The 20,535-nt window shown below is 52.7% G+C and carries 18 protein-coding genes; 15 read left to right on the top strand and 3 right to left on the bottom strand.

The window, feature by feature from the left end; genetic code table 11:
* Nucleotides 1–5 precede the first annotated feature (5 nt).
* On the bottom strand, nucleotides 6–1,067 hold the full coding sequence (locus tag DTL42_RS10440) for an NAD(P)/FAD-dependent oxidoreductase (RefSeq protein WP_199590118.1): 1,062 nt from the start codon (nucleotides 1,065–1,067) through the stop codon (nucleotides 6–8).
* 224 nt (nucleotides 1,068–1,291) lie between these two features.
* Here DTL42_RS10440 and DTL42_RS10445 point away from each other — a divergent pair, with 224 nt between their 5' ends.
* A complete protein-coding gene (locus tag DTL42_RS10445; RefSeq protein ID WP_114368672.1) occupies nucleotides 1,292–3,172 on the top strand; it encodes a carbon starvation CstA family protein in 1,881 nt (626 codons plus the stop codon).
* A gap of 95 nt (nucleotides 3,173–3,267) precedes the next feature.
* On the opposite strand, the gene DTL42_RS10450 is transcribed toward DTL42_RS10445, so the two are convergent.
* On the bottom strand, nucleotides 3,268–4,269 hold the full coding sequence (locus tag DTL42_RS10450; protein ID WP_114368673.1) for a DUF1573 domain-containing protein: 1,002 nt from the start codon (nucleotides 4,267–4,269) through the stop codon (nucleotides 3,268–3,270).
* 396 nt (nucleotides 4,270–4,665) lie between these two features.
* Here DTL42_RS10450 and DTL42_RS10460 point away from each other — a divergent pair, with 396 nt between their 5' ends.
* The 6 genes from DTL42_RS10460 to DTL42_RS10485 all read left to right on the top strand — a co-directional run bounded on the left by DTL42_RS10460 (nucleotide 4,666) and on the right by DTL42_RS10485 (nucleotide 11,226).
* Nucleotides 4,666–6,474: a thioredoxin-like domain-containing protein gene (locus DTL42_RS10460; RefSeq protein ID WP_234824158.1), complete on the top strand. Its 1,809-nt coding sequence runs from the start codon at nucleotides 4,666–4,668 to the stop codon at nucleotides 6,472–6,474.
* Nucleotides 6,475–6,743: 269 nt separating this feature from the next.
* Nucleotides 6,744–8,204, top strand: a complete 1,461-nt coding sequence (ffh, locus tag DTL42_RS10465; RefSeq protein ID WP_114368675.1) for a signal recognition particle protein — start codon at nucleotides 6,744–6,746, stop codon at nucleotides 8,202–8,204.
* Nucleotides 8,205–8,256: 52 nt separating this feature from the next.
* Nucleotides 8,257–8,724 (top strand): 30S ribosomal protein S16, encoded by a 468-nt coding sequence (rpsP, locus tag DTL42_RS27005; RefSeq protein WP_199590119.1) that lies wholly within the window; start codon nucleotides 8,257–8,259, stop codon nucleotides 8,722–8,724.
* Nucleotides 8,725–8,730: 6 nt separating this feature from the next.
* Nucleotides 8,731–9,447, top strand: a complete 717-nt coding sequence (gene trmD, locus DTL42_RS10475) for a tRNA (guanosine(37)-N1)-methyltransferase TrmD (protein WP_114368676.1) — start codon at nucleotides 8,731–8,733, stop codon at nucleotides 9,445–9,447.
* A gap of 26 nt (nucleotides 9,448–9,473) precedes the next feature.
* Nucleotides 9,474–9,824, top strand: a complete 351-nt coding sequence (gene rplS / locus DTL42_RS10480) for a 50S ribosomal protein L19 (RefSeq protein ID WP_114368677.1) — start codon at nucleotides 9,474–9,476, stop codon at nucleotides 9,822–9,824.
* A gap of 163 nt (nucleotides 9,825–9,987) precedes the next feature.
* Nucleotides 9,988–11,226: a Y-family DNA polymerase gene (locus tag DTL42_RS10485; protein ID WP_114368818.1), complete on the top strand. Its 1,239-nt coding sequence runs from the start codon at nucleotides 9,988–9,990 to the stop codon at nucleotides 11,224–11,226.
* Nucleotides 11,227–11,376: 150 nt separating this feature from the next.
* Here DTL42_RS10485 and DTL42_RS10490 read toward each other — a convergent pair whose 3' ends face one another.
* A complete protein-coding gene (locus tag DTL42_RS10490) occupies nucleotides 11,377–12,936 on the bottom strand; it encodes a hypothetical protein (RefSeq protein WP_114368678.1) in 1,560 nt (519 codons plus the stop codon).
* A 673-nt stretch (nucleotides 12,937–13,609) separates the two neighbouring features.
* Between DTL42_RS10490 and DTL42_RS10495 the strand changes: the two genes are divergently transcribed.
* The 8 genes from DTL42_RS10495 (at nucleotide 13,610) to frr (ending at nucleotide 20,312) form a co-directional block, all read left to right on the top strand.
* Nucleotides 13,610–14,041, top strand: a complete 432-nt coding sequence (locus DTL42_RS10495) for a prepilin-type N-terminal cleavage/methylation domain-containing protein (RefSeq protein WP_114368679.1) — start codon at nucleotides 13,610–13,612, stop codon at nucleotides 14,039–14,041.
* 214 nt (nucleotides 14,042–14,255) lie between these two features.
* A complete protein-coding gene (locus tag DTL42_RS10500) occupies nucleotides 14,256–14,921 on the top strand; it encodes a redox-sensing transcriptional repressor Rex (RefSeq protein WP_114368680.1) in 666 nt (221 codons plus the stop codon).
* 359 nt (nucleotides 14,922–15,280) lie between these two features.
* The gene (locus DTL42_RS10510) at nucleotides 15,281–16,042 is read left to right on the top strand and encodes a Crp/Fnr family transcriptional regulator (RefSeq protein ID WP_114368681.1); all 762 of its coding nucleotides are present in this window, start codon (nucleotides 15,281–15,283) and stop codon (nucleotides 16,040–16,042) included.
* Between the two features lie 240 nt (nucleotides 16,043–16,282).
* Nucleotides 16,283–16,420 carry an anti-sigma factor family protein gene (locus DTL42_RS27090; RefSeq protein ID WP_425305518.1) on the top strand — a complete coding sequence of 46 codons (138 nt, stop codon included), beginning with the start codon at nucleotides 16,283–16,285 and terminating at the stop codon, nucleotides 16,418–16,420.
* Between the two features lie 328 nt (nucleotides 16,421–16,748).
* The gene (gene rpsB, locus DTL42_RS10520) at nucleotides 16,749–17,468 is read left to right on the top strand and encodes a 30S ribosomal protein S2 (protein ID WP_105355850.1); all 720 of its coding nucleotides are present in this window, start codon (nucleotides 16,749–16,751) and stop codon (nucleotides 17,466–17,468) included.
* Nucleotides 17,469–17,630: 162 nt separating this feature from the next.
* A complete protein-coding gene (tsf, locus tag DTL42_RS10525; protein WP_114368683.1) occupies nucleotides 17,631–18,494 on the top strand; it encodes a translation elongation factor Ts in 864 nt (287 codons plus the stop codon).
* Nucleotides 18,495–18,787: 293 nt separating this feature from the next.
* Nucleotides 18,788–19,534, top strand: a complete 747-nt coding sequence (gene pyrH, locus DTL42_RS10530; RefSeq protein WP_114368819.1) for a UMP kinase — start codon at nucleotides 18,788–18,790, stop codon at nucleotides 19,532–19,534.
* A gap of 217 nt (nucleotides 19,535–19,751) precedes the next feature.
* Nucleotides 19,752–20,312: a ribosome recycling factor gene (gene frr, locus DTL42_RS10535; protein WP_114368684.1), complete on the top strand. Its 561-nt coding sequence runs from the start codon at nucleotides 19,752–19,754 to the stop codon at nucleotides 20,310–20,312.
* Nucleotides 20,313–20,535: the final 223 nt, after the last annotated feature.

Below are 20,535 nucleotides of genomic sequence, written 5' to 3' on the forward strand. Positions count from 1 at the left end.
TTTGCTTAATGCAAGCCCTGCGAGGCCAGCCAACGCTCGGCATCCAAAGCCGACATACAACCGGTTCCTGCGGCAGTGATTGCCTGACGGTAATAGTCGTCAGCAACGTCCCCGGCGGCGAAAACGCCCTCGACACTTGTATTGGTGCGGAACGGGACCGTCCACTTCAAATAGCCAGCATCGTTCATATCCAATTTTCCTTTCAGAAAATCGGTATTGGGAGTATGGCCAATCGCAAGAAAGAAGCCGCTGGTGTCCAATTGCTTCGTCGAATCGTCAACCGTGCTGGCCAAGTCGACCCCCGTAACGCCGTTCTCATCGTCTCCGAGAACTTCGGTCACCACGTGGTTCCAGACGATCTCGACCTTCTTGTTGTCCATGATCCGGTCGACCATCGCTTGAGAAGCGCGGAGTTTGTCGCGGCGGTGAACTAAGTAGACTACCGAACTGTACTTGCTGAGGTAGTCCGCTTCTTCGATGGCCGAGTCGCCACCACCCACAACAACGCACGGCTTGTTCCGGAAGCGAGGTAGCGCGCCATCGCAAACGGCACACGCACTGACACCGCGGTTTTTGTACTTATTCTCCGATTCCAAGCCCAGGTAATTGGCGCGAGCACCGGTGGCGATAATCACCGACCTGGCTTCAAGCCACTCGTCTCCTTCGCGTGGCTTCAGCTTGAAGGGTCGCTCAGAGAAATCGACCTCTACGATATCATCGGTGACAACACGCGTTCCGAAATTTTTGGCCTGTTGCCGCATAAGCTCCATCAACTCGGGGCCACTGACCCCATGCTTTTGGTGCGGAGCCATGTACTGACGAAGGCTCTCATCAATGGCGTTGTCGAGATAACCGCTGAGGTCCCCAGCGGGAAAACCGGGGAAGTTCTCGACTTCTGTCGTCATGGCCAGCTGCCCCAGCGGACCTCGCCCCAGGTCGTAATGCTCCTGCAGAGCAGCGCCTTCGTAGAGCAATGGGTTCAAGTTTGCCCGCGCAGCATAAATGGCGGCAGTCCATCCAGCAGGGCCACTTCCGACGATAACGACGTTTTCAGTCTTTTCTGACACGATCAATCCAATCCTTATGAAATCGTAGCGAGTCGGTGTGGGGCGTCTCGATGTACGAAAAAAAGTTTTCTCTGTTTTTATGTAAGCTATTCACCCCGCCAGGAGAATCCATCATTATAAAGATAGGCGGGAATGCCCACTATCCCCGCACCCAGACCCTCCTTCATGTTCCCTTCTCTCCTTGGATGCATGGCCCCCAACGCCGTGACACACATTTTTCGCCTATGTCGACCTTAATCGTTGCGGTCCTTTCATTTGTTGGTTTTATTGTTGCCTATCACACCTATGGGCGTTGGCTATCGCATAAGATTTTCGGCTTAGATGACCAACGCGAGGTTCCCAGCAAACAGCTACAAGACGACATCGATTTTGTCCCTACCGATCGTCAAATTGTCTTTGGCCACCACTTCACAAGTATTGCCGGAACAGGGCCTATCGTGGGTCCAGCAATCGCTGTTTTCTGGGGCTGGTTGCCGGCGTTGCTCTGGGTGATTTTCGGTTCGATCTTTGTCGGTGCGGTGCATGACCTAGGATCGTTGATCATTTCCCTGCGAAATCGGGGCCAAACGGTGGGTGAAATCGCTGGTCGAATGATCAATAAGCGAGCCAAATACTTGTTCTTGCTTGTCCTGGCATCGGCCTTGATGGTGGTGTTGGCCATTTTTGGGCTGGTGGTGGCCGTGATTTTTGCCCAGTACCCACAAACCGTTCTTCCGGTCTGGATAAGCATGCCGATTGCTATCGCTATTGGCATTTACGCACGCCGCAAAGACGCCCACCTGCTTGTTCCCTCCTTGGTTGCTTTGTTCATCGTGTATGCCTCGATCTTGGTGGGCGTCTATTTCCTGCCCATCAATCTTGGTGAAATCTTGGTGAGCACCTTAGGGCCAGAGACGGCAGCCGACCCGTACCTGAGCCCATTGGTCGTCTGGACGGTGATCTTGTTGATCTACTGTTTTGTTGCCTCGGTACTACCGGTTTGGTTACTGCTGCAACCGCGAGACTATGTCAACAGCCATCAATTACTCGTTGCCCTGGCCCTTTTGTTTGCAGGTCTGTTGGTGGCCAGCGTGACAGGAGCGGCCGACTTAGTTGGTTCAACGCCAGCCGTGGCCACTGAGCTTCCCGCAGGCTCACCACCATTGTTTCCTTTTCTGTTTATTACCATCGCATGCGGTGCTTGCAGTGGTTTTCACTGCCTAGTGAGCAGCGGTACCTCCAGTAAACAGGTTGAAAAGGAATCGGACGCCCAGTACATCGGCTACGGGGCCATGCTGCTGGAAGGTGGGTTGGCGGTGATCGTGATTCTGGCCTGCTGTGCTGGTGTCGGCATGGGGATTTTCGAGCGTGGGCCACTTGAAGGTGGCGGATTTGCCTACACAGCAGTTACCGATGCCGAAGGCGTTCCCATCGTGGGACGCGCGGCCTGGGAAATGCGTTACGACATGGCCAAAGGCTGGGGAGCATTCGGGCTGCAAGATCTGGTTGCGGCCTTTGTCGAAGGGGGAGCCAACTTCCTTACCTCGATTGGAATCCCCCTTGAGATTGGCATTAGCATTATTGCCGTACTGGTCGCGAATTTCGCTGCGACAACACTCGATACGGCCACGCGCCTACAGCGATATGTCTTTCAAGAGCTCATGGCTTCCACACCAATCACTCGTCCCCTCTCAGGCAAGTATGCGGCAACGGGCATAGCGGTGGCCACGGCCTTGGCGATTGCGGTTTTCGCAGGCCCTGTCCCTGGTGCTGGCGGCAAGATTTTATGGCCCTTGTTTGGGGCCATGAATCAGCTTTTAGCTGGGCTGGCGATGATGGTCACTGCCTTTTACTTGTGGCGGCGTAATCAACCAATTTGGTTTGTCGTGATCCCGATGATCGGCATGCTGATCTTCCCGGCCTGGGCGATGTACCACAACTTATTTAGCGAGCACGGCTACCTGGCCGAAAACAAGACGCTGCTAAGTCTCCTCGGAGCAAGTGTACTGGTGCTGCAAGCTTGGATGGTCGTCGAGGCCATCTTGATGTGGCCACGCGTGCGAGGCGTTTTGGAAGAATCACTTCCACCGCTGCCGGAGAAAAAGATTGCTTCTAGCAACTCTTAAGCACCAGTTAACCGAAGTTGGTTTTCCGCACGAAAAAAGGCTGCGTCGTTAGAACGCAGCCTTTTTTAATTGTAGATGCCAGAAAACTCGCGAGATTAAGTCTCTGCTGCTCCCCCGAGAACCACCGCAGTGGCGACTGATTCCCCTTCAGTCCCGCCTGCTAGGTCGGTCTCGATCACGATCTTCTCGGCAACCTTACCACCTTCAGCCCCTGCAGTGAACGTAAGAGGCAGAAAGTGCATCTTCTTCGCTTCACTCGGCAATTCGGCAAACTTGAAGCATTCGCTATCGCACTTCACGCCGGTGATTTTAAATGGCTTGTTAGCACGCACAATCAGCTTCTTTTGCGTAGATTCACCAGGCTTCAACTCACCCAACTGCAACGCGCCAGGGCTGACACTCAGTGGGGATTCAACCTTGCCTTCGACATTCAAAGGAATCGAAGGTGCACGGCCATCATTGGTGATCAGGGCCAACTGGCTAGAGATGAAACCGACAGGCGCGTTTTCTTTCAGGCGAACCGTTAAGTCGTAACCAACGCGGCCACCGCCACGATTGGTTTCCAGCATCTCAACGCCCAGGAAATCATCATTGCTGCGAACGTCGGTGATGGTCCAATCGCTTCGCCCTGCTTGGCTTACGTGGACCTTAGCAACGCCCCCTTCCCCTTTTTCGACCGTGCCGAACTGAACCGAACCTGGCTCAAACACAACATCGCCCCGAATGTTGGTTGATACGTTCAGCTGAACTTCTGCATAGAACGGTTTGTCAATCGTAACCGTAACAGTAGCAGACTTATGGCCGAGGAAACTATCGGTATTCAACTTGGCGACAACAGCGCCTTTTTCCCAAGTCTTTAGCGTTTCATTCTTGATCGAAGGGCTCGTGCAGCCGCAACTCGAACGGACGCCCGCGATGTGAACGTCTTCTTCGTAGATATTCTGTATCTCGAACTCATAAAACACCTTGGCCCCTTTTGCCACGGTGCCAAAATCGTGCGTTCGCACTTGGAACATCTTGTTTGCCCAATCTTGGCTCATCCCCAAGTTAGCAAACAAAGGCACCAAACAAACAGCAAGCCATAGCTTTCGATACACGGTAGGATCCTCCGATATTTTGGCGGGGTAGGCTAATCGTGGGAAGGATGTGGTGAAATCCACACAGTCCACGTCCACTTGATGACCATTCCACCAAAGATAGCACGTTCATGCGGCACGTTCGAAAATATCGTGTCCGGACATTGCCGGATCAATCGCTATAATCGTTATACTTTGTCGGCCAAATTCCATGCCCACCCCAGGATTTTTTTTAAGTTCGTTGCACCAAGTCCAAAGTAGATCGCTAGCAACGTGGTCAGATTGTTGAGGCAGAAGGAAACATTTATGCCTTCTTGGGGGTAGAATATCTGGTATTGTACGAAAAAATACAGCCTCTTCCCGCTGAAAACACTCCAATTGCGTTGGAACCCCGCCCTATCACCGGAAGGACCATCCATGAACATTTTGGATAATCATCTTTTGCCGAGCCTGCGCAAACTAGCCAAGGCTGCTCTCGTATTGCTGCTGGTTGGCTGTAGCAATTCTGCAATATCTCCATTAGCCAATGCGGAAGATCCAACCACCCAGCAAAATGCAGCCTCCGACATTGACGACACCACGACGATGGTGGTTCAGAAAATAGAAAACCCATTCCCCAAACGCGTTCCAGCACCTCCTTTTCCCAAGGACATGGAGTGGCTGAACACCAAAGGGCCACTGGAACTGAAAGACCTGAAGGGCAAGTTCGTTCTGCTCGACTTCTGGACTTATTGCTGCATCAACTGCATGCATATCCTACCAGAATTAAAGAAGTTAGAGCAGGAATACGGCAACCAGCTGGTCGTGATCGGGGTCCATTCCGCCAAGTTCGATAACGAGAAAGATGCCGCCAATATCGGAGAAGCAATCCTCCGTTACGAGATCGAACACCCTGTCGTCAACGACGACCAACTAAAGATCTGGACAACCTACTTCGTTAGCAGTTGGCCGACCATGTATTTGATCGACCCAGAAGGGAACGTCGTGTATCTCCGCCGAGGAGAGTTTCAAGCGGAAGAGATTCAACAGGTCCTTAATGCAGCAATTCCTTACTATCGCCAAAATGGCACCTTAAATGAAAAGCCAATCGAATTCGACCTTCTAGCTTATAGCCAAGAGCCAACTCAACTTCGTTTTCCCGGCAAAATCCTCGCTGACGAGGCTTCCAACCGCCTCTTCATTGCCGACTCGAACCACAACCGCATTGTGATCACGAATCTTGAGGGCGAACTGCAAGATGTGATCGGCACTGGCGAGATCGGATCTGCTGACGGCGACTACGCCTCCGCTCAATTCGATCACCCTCAAGGAATGGCCCTTGTACAGGACACTTTGTATGTGGCCGATACCGAGAACCATTTGCTCCGAAAAATTGATCTCAAAAATAAAAAAGTCGCTACGATCGCTGGCCTAGGCCGACAAGGCACCAGCAACGAAACATGGCCTGGCATGGGGGCGAACCCCACGGTCGACAACCTCCCTCCGCGCTATATTGGTACCCCCAAGACAACCGCGATTAACAGTCCTTGGGCTCTATGGCCCCATGAGGATAGCCTCTATATCGCCATGGCAGGTCCTCACCAAATCTGGAAGATGAAACTCGACGAGTCAGAAATCGGCCCCTACGCTGGAAACGGGCAGGAAGACATCGTCGATGGGCCCCTCCTTCCTTCCATCCCCTACCAGCAAGGCTTTTCTTCGTTTGCCCAACCCTCTGGCCTCACTTCCGACGGCAAGACACTGTTTGTGGCGGATAGCGAAGGCAGTTCAATTCGCGAGGTTCCGTTTAACCCGCGTGCCTCGGTAAAAACGCTTGTCGGCACCTCCAAGCTTTCGTCAGCCCGATTGTTTACCTTTGGCGATGTCGATGGAACTGCCCGAAGAGCCAAGCTTCAGCATCCCTTGGGAGTGTGCTATGTCGACGGAGTCATTTACACCGCCGATACTTACAACAACAAAATCAAGGCCATTGACGCCAAGACTGGGGCCGTTAAAACAATCGCCGGGACGGGTAAACCTGGCACCGCCGACGATCCGGCCCAATTCGACGAACCAGCAGGCTTAACCCATGCCGGTGGCAAGCTTTACATCGCGGACACCAACAACCACTTAATCCGCGTGCTTGATCTTGAGACGAAGCAGGTCTCAACCCTAGAGATCAAAGGCCTGAAACCGCTTCCGGTTAAGAATAGACCACAAGCTGTGGCGGGTGGTAATGCCCAGTAAGTCGGCAGTAAATTGGCCTCGCCTCGGTAGATTTACCGAGGCGACAGCGAAACAACCATGCCCCCCATTCAGCGTTCCCTGCCAGAAAAAGACCGGCTCTCGACACATTACCAATTGTCAACCTACCGTGGGGTTCGCTAGAATACGCGTTTCGACCCATCTCTCGGGAGTGGGCCGTAGATAGGTTTTGCCCTTATAGCGGCGATCTTTCTGGCTTAAATGCAAACTCCCGGCGACGCGTAACTTTCGACCTTTAGGCAGCTTTTTCCATGTTGGACTCGTTACAAGACGGCTTACGATCGGCGTTTAAGACGCTGCGCGGACAAGGCCGACTGACCGAATCGAACATGCGTGAAGGCCTGAAAATGGTCGAAAACGCCCTGCTTGAAGCGGACGTAAGTTATTCTGTCGTCAAGGATTTCATGCAAAACGTCACCGATAAAGCAATCGGCCAAGACGTCCTGAAATCCCTTAAACCTGAACAACAACTCGTCGGTATCGTTCAGCAAGCACTGATCGATATCCTCGGTGGCGACTCCGATCCGTCGCTCCACCTAAAACCTGATGTCACCGTACTGATGATGTGCGGTCTTCAGGGTGCTGGTAAGACGACCACATGCGGCAAGCTGGCCCGCTTGATCGGTACTGAAGGCAAAAAAACGCTTTTGGTGGCAGCCGACCTTCAGCGTCCCGCCGCCGTTCAACAGCTACATATCGTGGGCGAGAGCGTCAATACGCCCGTCTATAGCGAAGAAGGTGCCAGCGACCCGATCGCCGTTTGCCAAAACGCGGTAAAACATGCCCGCGACAACGGCATCGACGTCGTGATTCTCGATACCGCAGGACGACTGGCGATCGATGAAGAGCTGATGAACCAGCTCAAGACCATCGATCTAAAGGTTCAGCCCGATCAGGTCTACCTCGTCGTCGACGGCATGACCGGCCAAGACGCAGTCAACAGTGCCAAGGCATTTAACGATGCCCTGGAACTAGACGGCGTGATGATGACCAAGCTCGATGGTGACGCCCGCGGTGGTGCCCTCCTCTCGGTTAAGCACGTCACCGGCGTTCCGATTAAGTTCATCGGCGTCAGCGAACACATGGACGGCCTCGAGCCGTTCCACCCAGATCGCATGGCCAGCCGCATCTTGGGGATGGGCGACATCCTCTCGATGTTTGAACTAGCCCAACGCGAGTTCGATCAAGAGCAAGTCCAGAAAACGCAAGAACGCCTGCAAAAAGGGCAGTTCACCCTCGACGACTTTCGGAAGCAGCTCAACCAAATCGCCCGCCCTGGTCTGATGCAAAAGATGATGGGCCTGATGCCTGGCATGGGTGAACTAGGCAAGATGCTACAAGGCGGCGACCACGAAAAAGAGATGCGTCGCCTCGGCGGGATGATCGACTCGATGACCGCTGACGAACGAGCCAATCCCAAACTGATCGACAACAGCCGTCGACAGCGGATAGCCCGTGGCTCTGGCGTTTCCCCGCAAGAGGTCAACGAACTGTTGAAGCAGTTCGATTCGATGGCCACCATGATGAAGGGAATGGCCAGCGGTGGCATGTCTGGGGCCATGGACATGATGCGAAAACTTCGCAGTGGCGAGTTGATGGATCCCACCGGACGCGTCAAAAAGCAAAAACAAAGTACCGGAAAACGGATGTCATCGAAGGACATCCAGAATCACAAGAAACTTAAGAAGAAGCTCAAAAAACGGCGTCGTTAACCTCGTCGTTGAGCGTGTTGTGCCCACAGTATTACTTTAGGAGTAACGTTACGTGGCAGTTCGCATTCGCATGAAGAAGATGGGCCGGACTCATCGTCCGTTCTATCGTATTTGCGCCATGGATTCTCGCTCCCCGCGAGATGGCAAGGCAATCGAGTACCTCGGCACCTACGATCCTTTCGTCAAAGAAAAGGATGCCCGGGTTAACCTCAAGACCGAGCGCGTCGACTACTGGCTTGGCGTGGGTGCTCAGCCTTCCCCAAAGGTCGCTGTTCTTATTCGCAAGTACGGCACCAACGGTTCCCATGTAGCTGCCCGTGAAGAAGCCTTGGCTCGCATGGCGACCAAAACGGCTTACGTTCCTCCGAAAGTGGAAATCAAAGAACCTGAACCGGAAGCTCCAGCTGCCCCTGAAGGAGAAGCCCCGGCCGAAGAAGGCGCCGAAGCTGCTGCTCCTGCTGAAGGTGAAGCTGTGGAAGCCGCTGCTGACGGTGGCGAGCAGCAAGAGGGTGGCGCGTAAGCTGCCATGCGGTTCGATCTGCTGACCCTGTTCCCAGAGATTTTCGCCGGTTACCTCGGAGAAAGTCTCTTAAACAAGGCGATCGAGAAAAAGTTGGTCGAAGCCCACGTCCACAATCTACGGGACTGGGCTAACGATAAACATAATCGAGTCGACGACCGACCCTTTGGCGGCGGGCCAGGCATGGTCATACGCGTCCAACCGGTCGTGGAAGCAATCGAACAAATCAAGCCGTTGGCCCCCTTCCCCGGCCGATTGATCTTGTTGAGCCCGCAAGGCAAAACACTTGATCAGCCTTTGGTGGAAGAATTGGCCCAAGCACAACGACTGACCCTCATTTGTGGGCGATACGAAGGCTTCGATCAACGCGTGATCGACCTTTTACAGCCTGAAGAGATTTCGCTGGGCGACTTTGTTCTCAATGGAGGCGAAGTGGCAGCAATGGCAATCATTGACAGTGTGATTCGCTTGATTCCCGGCGTACTCGGTGACGAACAAAGTGCCGTGGACGATTCCTTCAGCGAAGGCAATCGTTTACTCGAGTTTCCGCAATACACTCGGCCGCGTGAATATCGCGGACTCAGTGTGCCAGAGGTTCTCCTTGGTGGAAATCATCAGGAAATCCTTGCGTGGCGGAAACACCAATCCCTTGAAAAAACAAAAACGCGGCGGGCCGATTTGCTGACCAAGCAAACGGACGAAGCGAACGAGAAAAAACGTTAACTCGCTGTAGCAGAAGGAAACTGGCAATGAGCCAAGAACTAATGAAGAAGGTCGAGCAGACCTACCTGAAGTCTGAGGTCGATTTCTTTGAAATCGGTGACACCGTCGAGGTTCACACGAAGATCCTCGAAGGTCAAAAAGAACGCATCCAGAAATTCATCGGTACTGTGATCGCGAAAAGCGGCAGCGGCACCCGTGAAATGTTCACCGTCCGCCGGATTGTCGCCGGGGAAGGTGTGGAAAAGAAGTTCCCTGTGCACAGCCCACAGATCGCTAAGATCGAAGTCACTCGCCGCAGCGTCGTCCGCCGTGCCAAACTGTACTACCTTCGCGATCGCGTTGGTAAAGCAACCCGCTTGCGAGAACGTCGCGTCTAAGACGCTCCGTCGATTTCTCTCCTACAGCGAGAAAATCTTCAAAGCACCCTGCGTTATCTCAACGCAGGGTGCTTTTTTATTTTCGAAGGGAGACACCGGCTTGCCTTGCCGAACATTAAGTGTATACATGTACACTTACCCACAACGCAAAGGCACGATCGTCATGACGCAAGTAAACTGGATCATGCAGGATATGAATTCCTACTTCGCGTCGGTTGAACAGTATCTGCGGCCGGAACTTCGTAATCGGCCAATCGGCGTAATTCCACTGGAATCAGAATCAACTTGCTTGATCGCGGCAAGCTACCAGGCCAAACGCTTTGGGATTCGCACTGGCACAAAAGTTTTTGAAGCCCGACGTCTGTGCCCCGATATCACCTTGGTGCGAGCACGCCCCGATGTTTACGTGCAAGTTCACCATCAACTTCTAAAAAGCATCGATCAATGCGCGGAAGTTTATCACGTCTACTCGATCGACGAATGGACAATCCGGCTACGTGGGCAATATCAATCCCCGCACCGCGCCGTCGATCTTGCTGAAGCGATTCGGCGCCAACTTCGCCAAGATTTTGGCCCTTACCTGACCAGTTCGATTGGTATCGCTGCGACAAGGCTGTTAGCGAAGATCGCCAGTAACCTCAAAAAGCCAGACGCGGTTACCCTTTTGCAAACTTCTGATGTCGCAGATCGCTTAGCCGAGATCCCGTTGGCCGATCTCCCTGGAATTGGTCGCGCGATGGAAGCTCGCTTGGCACATGCCGGTATCCAATCCTTCCCCCAGCTTTGGCAATTGGATCGTCGCCGTGCGCTGCAAATATGGGGCTCGGTCTCTGGGGCAAGTTGGTGGGATGGTTTACACGGAATCGACAATCCGGAGCCAACCACGAGGCGATCTTCCATGAGCCACGGCCGTGTTCTTGATCCACGATATCGCAATGAACAAGGCTCGCATTGCATCTTGGTGCTCCTGCTATGCAAACTGGCCAAGCGTCTGCGGCATACCGGGTACTTTGCGCGTCGCTTGCATCTCACACTTACCGGTAACGGCAGACCGCTATTTTCAGCCCATACCGATCTTCCCTGTGCGCAAGATACCTTCTCGCTCCTGCATCAATTCGAAAAGCTTTGGCAACAACGACCACGAAACTTGCGTGGCATTAAGAAAGTCGATGTGACGGTAGGACAACTTATCGCTCAATCAGAAGTCTCTGGCTATCTCTTTGACGAGTTCTCTCAATCGCAACGCCTTTCCCACACCTTAGATGAGATCAGCGATCGTTGGGGGCCGAATTCCATTTACTTTGCTCATACCCATGCCTATCGCGGGGTACTGGAAGACAAAATTGCCTTTGGCAGAATTCCCGAAATCAAAAAACACAACGGCTTTAATACCATCTCCTAGGTACTATCAGGCGATCCTTCCATCGGTGCCTCGCGAGCGTAAACCAAGAAACAAAAAAAGCGACCCGAAACCGAAGTTTCGAGCCGCTATACTACCAGGCCAGTGCCTTAGACTCTCCGGCAGAGAGTCCAAGGAGCCGGTTTTGCAACGTTACGCACCACAACCGCAATCGCTGGCAGCCACTTCTCCGCAACCTGGGTCGCAGCTAGGAACTGGGCAGCAGACCGTGACCGGAACCGTCTTGCAGACAACTTTCGGCACGCAGCGGGTAACGGTGTAGGCAACCTGCTTTGGCACACACTTGCAGACCTTAACAGTCTTCGTGGTGTGGACAGGCTTCTTCACGCAGTAAGGAACCTGCTTGGTGTGGGTCTCTTGGACCATCTTGCACACCTTGTAAGGCACTTCCTTCGTGTGGCATTCCTTGACCATCTTGCAAACCTTGTAGGTGCAAGTCTTGGTGCGTTGTTCAGGAACCATCTTGCAGACCTTGTACGTGCAAGTCTTGACTCGCTGTTCTGGCACCATCTTGCAGACCTTGTAGGTGCAAGTCTTGGTCTTGTTTTCCTTCACCATGTGGCAGACCTTGTAGGTGCAGGTCTTGGTGCGTTGCTCAGGAACCATCTTGCAAACCTTGTAGGTGCAAGTCTTGACTCGCTGTTCTGGCACCATCTTGCAAACCTTGTAGGTGCAAGTCTTGACGCGTTGTTCCTTCTCCATGCGGCACACTTTGTAAGGAACCTGCTTGGTGATGGTTTCACGCTCGTAGCGAACGCAATTCACTTGCTTTTCGGTGACTTCCGGAACCCAGACCTTCTTGCAGCAGGTCTTCGGTGGGCACTGGACTTCCACGATCTTGCTTTCGCCTGGGCAGTACACACACTTGCAGCAGCAAGGATCCCAAGTCCAGCAACCTGGCTCTTGGATGCACTTCTTCACAACCGGACCAGGAATCGTTTCGGTCTTGGTTTCCCAGTGACCGCCACAAACCTTTACGGTCTTGGTGTAGTGAACTGGCTTGCAGATCGTTTCGCAAACGTCACGGTGCTTCGTTTCGTAGACCGGCTTGCACACGGTGTAGCAGATGTCCTTGGTCTTGGTTTCCCAGACAGGCTTGCACACGGTGTAGCAGATCTCTTTGGTCTTGGTTTCCCAAACCGGCTTGCACACAGTGTAGTTGATTTCCTTGGTCTTGGTTTCCCAGACAGGCTTGCACACGGTGTAGCAGATCTCTTTGGTTTTGGTTTCCCAAACTGGCTTGCACACGGTGTAGCAAATCTCTTTGGTCTTGGTTTCCCAGACCGGTTTGCACACGGTGTAGCAAATGTCTTTGGTTCGGGTTTCCCAAACTGGCTTGCACGTGGTGTAGTTCACCGTGCGAGTCTTGGTTTCCCAAACTGGTTTGCACGTGGTGTAGGTGCAATCTTTGTAGCGTGTTTCCGTTTCGTAGGTCACGCAATCGATCGTCTTATCTTCCCACACCTTTTCGTACACGGTCTTGTAGCAGGTTTGTTCCTGCTTTTCATACACGACCTCTTTGCAGGTCTTGTTGACCGTGTAGCACTGCTTCTTGCAGCATTCATACGTGGCTGGTTCGCAACAGCCACAGTTCCGGAAGCTGAACAACCCGCCATAAGCGGCTTCAGCCGAGTTCGCCGAGAAAGCAGCCAAGATGACTGCAAGCATCGGCAATCCCAATACAGCTCGCATTTTCCTTCTCCTTCGATGACAAAACGCCGTACGACTAAGGGCCTGGCCTGGTTTGGGCAAATCCTTGCCGTGTCCTGTGCCCTCAAACATTGATTCGTGCAATATCTCCTGCTATCGCCCGTTTACCCAAACGCTTCAGTTGTGGCATCTCTTGTGTCATTCACTGACTACCCAAGCCACCCATCTTGCATTCAGATGTCCTTCTGTATCGTCAATTTGGGATGGATGCTTGAGAGCGAACAAATAGGAGATTTACAAAAGCAAGGAAGACGCAGCCACATAAATAGCATGCAAGCATTGAATGGAATGTGCTGAATACAAGCGTTTATCGCAGTGAAATAGAAAATAAGGGTTGCTATGGATGAATGGTTTGCACTGTTTTTTTGAGGAGCATACGGGTGACTACCCGCAAAAATAGCGGTAAGAAACCATCAGAAAGTCACACAAAACGCGCAGTCCCCCCCCACACCGCCCACTCTTGCGGAGGAATTCTAAGAAGAGATTCCCAAATACCCTTGACCAGCATCTTGCATAACCTATTTACCACTGAGGGGAAAAACAAAGCCATCTCAGGCGCGCCCCCAAATGCAAACTAAAAACAATTCGCTGGCCATCCTGCCAAGATCGCTACCTACGGGCAGTCAGCAAGGATCGACTTGGAGTCAAATTAGATATGTCGCACATCAAGAAAGCTGGTTTCACGCTCATTGAGGTCTTGATCGTGGTCGTGATTTTGGCAGTTCTCGCGGCCACGGTGATTCCCCAATTCACCGACTCGACGACGGATGCCAAAAAGAGCAGCGTAATGCTCAACCTCCACACGTTACGCTCGCAAATTCAGCTTTATCGAGCCCAGCACGAAGGGAATCCTCCCTCTGCGAATCTGAACGAGCTGACGATTGACACCGATGTCAATGGGACAGCTGGTGGCCCCTTTGGCCCCTACTTAACCAAGATCCCGGTGAATAGCTTCACCAACAGCAACTCTGTGAAAGCCCTTACGGCTGCTCCTACTGCTTCCGATTTCAACGACACCGATGGCTGGCTATACAACACCAACACCGGCGATATCTGGATCAACTACGAAGAGCTAAAGGATGAATAATCCTGATACCTAGCGTTTAGCAGGCTGTTAAGAATCACACGAAAAAGCCTGGTCTCATCGTAGACCAGGCTTTTCTCATTTCTTGACACTCCCACTCCTTTGAAACCACCCTTGTTGGGCGGTTAGCCAACAGGTTAGAGTTGAATGGTCATACACAAACGAGAAGCCCCTGGCCCTGGTTGCCAACTTCCCTGGACGACCATCGACGTAAATCATGGCGAAAAGCAAAGACAACAAAAAGAGTTCGAGCGACAATCGCGTCTCCAAGGCAGTCGTAAGTCGGTTGAGTCTTTACCTGCGCGAGCTTTCACGTCTTGAACGTGCGGGCATCGAAACGACCAGCAGTACCAAGCTTGGCGAAATGCTAGGATTTTCTGACGCCCAAGTACGCAAAGACCTCGCCAATTTCGGCCAATTTGGCTACCCAGGCGTAGGCTATCGATGCTCGGAGCTCATCGCGACGATTCGCCAAATCATGGGGACCGACCAACGCTGGCCGGTTGCCCTGGTAGGTGTCGGTAACTTGGGCCGCGCCTTGCTGGGCTATCGAGGCTTTTCTCATCAAGGCTTCAATACCGTGGCGGCCTTTGATTTAGATCAACGAATCGTGGGATCCGAAATCGAAGGAATCCCGGTCTACAACCTGGACGATCTCGATAAAATCGTGGTGGAAAAATCGATCCAACTTGCAATTTTGGCGGTGCCAGCCACCGCTGCCCAGGAAGTTGCGGAACGCTTAGTTGCGGCAGGGATTTGCGGCATTCTTAATTTTGCCGCCGTTACCCTCAAGTTACCGGATCAGATTACGGTGATTGGTGTCGACCTGGCAATCGAAATGGAACAGCTTTCTTTCGCCATGACTTCTCGTTTATCTTCGTAAACTGAAGGCGAACCTTCCGAATGTTGCCGGGGTCCTCTTGCCGGACTCGCCCTGTTTCCGCTACTATCTATAGTCCCGTCAGCGGGAATTACCCCCTAGTGTAATGGTAGCACTACAGATTTTGGCTCTGTCAGTCGAGGTTCAAATCCTCGGGGGGTAGCTAAGCACGTCAGCCTTGACGTGCTTTTTTTATGCCTCCAGCAAACTTCTAGCGAGCCAATCAGGCGTATATCTTTTGACTTCCCCATTTGTTTGTAACGTGGAATACGGTCTTAGCATCAGAGAAATGTAACGATTGAATTGAAATTGCCTCTCTTCAAGAATAGTGGGGCAATCATTGGCCCACGAGAGGAAGACTCATGTCAGGACAGCTCTGGTACCTGAAAGCCTGCCACCTTTTTGAATCTTGCACGACAGACCAGCTTCGACGCCTCGAAGCGAATTCGCGTGTAAAGAACATCTCGAAAGGCTCGCCGGTTTACCTGCCAGCGGATGATGCCGACTCGGTCCTGGTTCTCGCGAGTGGTCGTATCAAGATTTGCCACCTGACAAGCGATGGCAAGCAATCGATTCTTGCATTTATCGAACCGGGCGAAATCTTTGGTGAATTAGCAATTCTCAATGTGGGCAATCGGGACGAATATGCAGAAGCCGTGGAAGACTCACGCGTGGTTGCCATCTCTGGCGAAGCCTTGTGTCAACTGATGGAAGAACACCAGGGTCTTTGCCTGGGTATCACCAAAATCATCGGCGTTCGCCGCCAACGCATCGAGCGGCGCGTAAAGAACTTGCTGTACCTCTCGAATCGAGACCGTATTTGCCACCTTCTACTGGAACTGGCCGAACAATACGGCCGGGAATCGGCCCGCGGCCTTGAAATTACCCTGCGACTCTCTCATCAAGACCTTGCCAGCCTGGTAGGTAGCACCCGCGAAACCGTGACCGTTGTATTGGGGCAGCTCCAAAACGAAGGTTTAATCGAGCTTGGCCGACGTAAAGTAGTCCTTAAGGCGCCTGATCGCCTTGCCCATCAAGTGGGGGTTCCTACCCTACAAGTAAATTCCACCAAGCCGCAGAACACGCAGCCGAATGCCTATTTGAGACATTCCTTTAGCAGCTAATTTCTAACCCAAGGTATTCGTCTGGGCCTTTCTCGATACCATTCACCGCTCAGATCTTGCAAACAAATGTCCGATTCCGAACCATGGTCCCCCTGCCCTCCTGGAGAACTATCGAATCTCCAGCAATCGTTGCAGCATGATGCGAAACGACGCAATCGCCGACGATTTCTTGTTGCAGGAGGAGCCGCTTTGGTCGCAACGGGCTGTTTCATGATCATTCCCGAGCCTCCTCCCGAAAAAATGACCTGCGGAGAAGCGTTGGACCTAATGCCCTCTTACCGTGCTGGCAAAATCCCATTCGCCTCTCAGCGCAAGCAGATCGAAGCTCACCTCGCCCATTGCCCGCGATGCCGTATCGCCTACGAGAGAACCGCCTAGAATCCCTCGGAGATTTGATCGCCAGGCGTGCAGCGGGGTCATTGACGTTTCTTAGCCAAATTGGTAGTTTGATCAGCTTCCTTCCCCCTTAATTAGTTACCCAGGGGGAAAACCAGAACCGGGGAAGTCTTTTCAAGCGAAACGACCAGCCAAGGTTCAAGTATTCAGTCGTTGCGATTTCTCCGAAAACTGTGCGGGAAGTGAGGTTTTCGGTCCTCAGAACGTGACGATACAGGTATCGCTTCCGCTTGCTTGACATGGCGTCAAACTAAGAGCCTCGAAGACTTGCACCAATGTGGCAACCCCTTATAGCCAAGGAATTTACGCCATGTCTAGCGGACAGCAGTTCGTGCAAGAGCTCGTAGAATGCGGCATTCACTTCGGTCACCGCACCAGCCGGTGGAACCCGAAGATGGCCCCTTACATCTACGCCAAAAAGAATCAAATCCACATCATCGACGTTCGCGAAACCATTCGCGGACTTCTGCGTGCCAAAAAATATCTCGCCCAAGTTTCTGAGGGTGGCAGCCTCGTGCTGTTCGTCGGTACCAAGCGTCAAGCTGGTGCTGCGGTTGAACGTGAAGCTGAACGCTGTGGCATGCCGTTCATCAACGAACGCTGGCTCGGCGGTACGCTGACCAACTTCCGCACGATTCGCAGCCGTTTGAGCCGTCTGGAAGAACTGGAACGAATCATCGAAGGGGATGAACTGGCGAAGTACTCGAAGAAGATGCAATCTTCGCTGAACCGCGAGTACCGCAAGATGTATCGCAACCTGAACGGTCTGCGAACGATGAATCGCCTGCCGGAAGCCTTGGTGATTGTCGACCCGAAGAAAGAAAAGAACGCGATCAAAGAGGCCCAGTCCCTGGGAATCACGACGGTTGCCTTGACCGATACCGACTGCGATCCCGATCAAGTCGATCTGCCGATCCCAGGCAACGACGACGGTATCCGTTCGATCGAAATGTTCCTGAAGCTGATGGCCGATGCCGCGATCGATGGCAAGCATCACGCCGCCCAGCAGACCGAACAAGCAGCCAAGTAGGATCGCTGCCCAACCTCTGGCGAACCTTGAAGGAGTGCTAAAACTCCTTCAAATGTTAACCGAATCGGTCTTCGCCGAGGGAAACCTGCAGCGGTAAAATATTTCACGCACAGCTCCAGACCTATTTAGAGCGACAAATTTCGAGCATTTGGAGAATAGACGATGACGGCAATCACCGCCGGAGCGGTCAAAGCACTTCGCGAAAAGACCGGCCTTCCCATGATGGAATGCAAAAAAGCCCTTACCGAGTCGAATGGCGACGAGGAAAAGGCAATCCTGTGGCTTCGTGAAAACGGTAAAGTCAAAGGCATCAGACGGGGTGATCGCGCTACGGAATTTGGTCGCGTCAGCATCTTCACCGAAGGTGGCAAGGGTGCGATGGTCGAGTTCAAGTGCGAAAGCGCTCCGGTTACCAAACTGGACGAATTCATCGCCCTGGCTGACGACCTGGCTCGCGTATACGCCAACGACGCCAGCATCACGACGGCCGAAGAGTTGCTCGCGAAGCCTTCCACGATCAAGGAAGGGCAAACGCTGGGCGACCTGAAGGACGACATGTTCAATCGTATCCGCGAAGTCTTCAACATTGGTCGCATGACCCGTATCGAAGGCTCGGCAGGCGGTTACAGCCACAACTCGAGCACCGTCAGCGGTGTTCTGGTTGAGTTCGATGGCGACAACGAAGAAGCGGTTCGTGACATTGCGATGCACGTCGCGGCCATGAACCCTTCCGTTCTGAGCAAGGACGATTTGGATCCAGCCCTCGTTGAAAAAGAACGAGCGATCCTGAAAGCTGCCGCGATGAACGAGGATTCGAGCAAGCCTGAAAACATCATCGACAAGATGGTGGAAGGCCGCCTGCGTAGCTTCTACGCTCAGGAAGCGTTGCTGGAACAACCGTTTGTCAAAGAACCCAAGCAAACCGTTGGCCAATACGCCAAAGACAACGGCGTAACCGTCAAGGGCTTCACCCACTGGGTCATTGGTGACGATGCTGCCCCAGCGGAAGAGTCGGCTGAAGGCTAAGCAATTAGGAGCAAACGCTTCTGACTGCATCTAATTCATTTAAAATCCCTCAGGTAACAAGCCTGAGGGATTTTTTTATGCGCTTCGTTCTCCTGCCCAGTCAAGCCAAACTCGGTTAGAATTTGCAGCTAGAGAGTTTCCAAGTCTGAGGTGCTTCGTTGCCGCCAGCGCAGTCGGAGCAAGGCAAGGCCCACCTGGAACCGATCATGCAGGGTGCGAAAACTGCCTCGAAACCGCGCACAGCAACCTGCAGCTTGTTAATCTGCCTTTATCGTCCCAAGGATCGATCATCGATGACCGAGACAACCGAGAACAGCACACCTAAGTACAAACGAATCATCCTAAAACTCTCTGGCGAAAGTTTTTCACGGGCAGGGGAACGCGGCATCGCCATGGATGAAGTTGTCAGCATTTCCAAGCAAATCAGCCAGGCCTCAGAACTTGGTTGTCAAATTGCGGTGGTAATTGGTGGCGGCAACATTTTGCGCGGCGGCCAATTCAAAAACGAAAGCGCATCCATTCAAGAAGCGACCGCCCATTACATGGGGATGCTGGCCACCGTTATCAACGGCTTGGCCCTCCAGGATGCTCTGGAAAGCCTTGGCATTCAAACGCGGCTCATGACGGCGATTCACATGCATGGAGTTGCCGAACCTTATATTCGCCGCAAGGCCAGCCGCCACCTGGAAAAAGGACGCGTGGTCATCTTGGCCGCCGGCACCGGCAGCCCGTTTGTCACCACCGATACGGCTGCAGCTCAGCGAGCGTTGGAACTCGAAGCCAACATCCTCATGAAGGCTACCCGCGTCGATGGCGTTTACAGCGACGACCCTGAAAAGAACCCGCATGCCGTATTTTATCGCAACCTTGGCTTCGATCAGGTTGTTAAAGAAAACTTGCGTGTAATGGATTCGACCGCGATCAGCCAATGTCGCGAGCACGGCATGCCCATTCTCGTTTTCAATTTCAAAACCAATGGCAACATCCAAAAAGCGGTCCTGGGCGATCAAGTTGGCACCTTGATTTCGCCAGATCGCTAAACCAAACCAGCGCAGCAACGTATATAAATCCAGTGCACAAAGACTAACCAAGACAAGCTTCTCCGGAAAAACCGGTATAAGCCGACTTGTTGCGTGCAGGTGATATGAACTCGTTATCTTTTCACACCCCGATGTGTGGTGTACGTTATTCTCGGAGGCCCATCGGTGCCTCGTCAGGAAAATTGCAAGGATCAATCCTGCGAAAAAGGTAATCACGATGAATGCGGATCAAATCATTGAAGACGCTACACAGCGTATGGAAAAAGCGATTGACGTCCTGAAGAACGGCCTCAGTGGCGTTCGTACCGGTCGGGCCACCCCAGGCTTAATCGATTCGCTTCGTGTCGAAGTGTATGGATCGCTTCAACCAATTAAGCAAATTGCTTCGGTTAGCGTTCCCGAACCGAGCCAGTTATTGATCCGCCCTTACGATACCGGCGCCATTAAAGACATTGAAAAGGCGATTGTCGCCAGCGATCTTGGCATGGCTCCGCAAAACGATGGCCGCGTGATTCGCTTGAATGTTCCGCCGCTTTCGACCGAGGTCCGCAAGAAGCTGGTTGCACGTATTAAAGAATTGGCCGAAGAGTCGCGTGTTTCGATTCGCAATATTCGTCGCGATGCCAACAAGACCGCCGATACCTCGGAAAAAGACAAGACCATCAGCGAAGACATTCGCGATGACATCAAGAACGATGTTCAAGAGTTGACCAAGAAGTATGAAGAACAGGTCAACGAACTAGCGAAGACCAAAGAAAAAGAAGTGATGGAAGACTAGTCCGTCACAAGCCAACCACTTGGCATTCTTAGAAACATAAAGCCCCGCCAGGCGGACCGACTCTCTTTCACAAAGTTAGGGTTGGTTTGGCTTGTGGGGCTTTTCTCTATTCGCCTGGCAAACTCGCTGACGATCCTTCCACAACCGCCAAACTTAAGCAGGCACACCAGTCACTCGAACGACTTGCTTCTGCTAGCGTTTCATGAAAGGCGACCAGGTATTC

This window comes from Bremerella cremea (assembly GCF_003335505.1).
In the GTDB taxonomy this organism is placed as follows: domain Bacteria; phylum Planctomycetota; class Planctomycetia; order Pirellulales; family Pirellulaceae; genus Bremerella; species Bremerella cremea_A.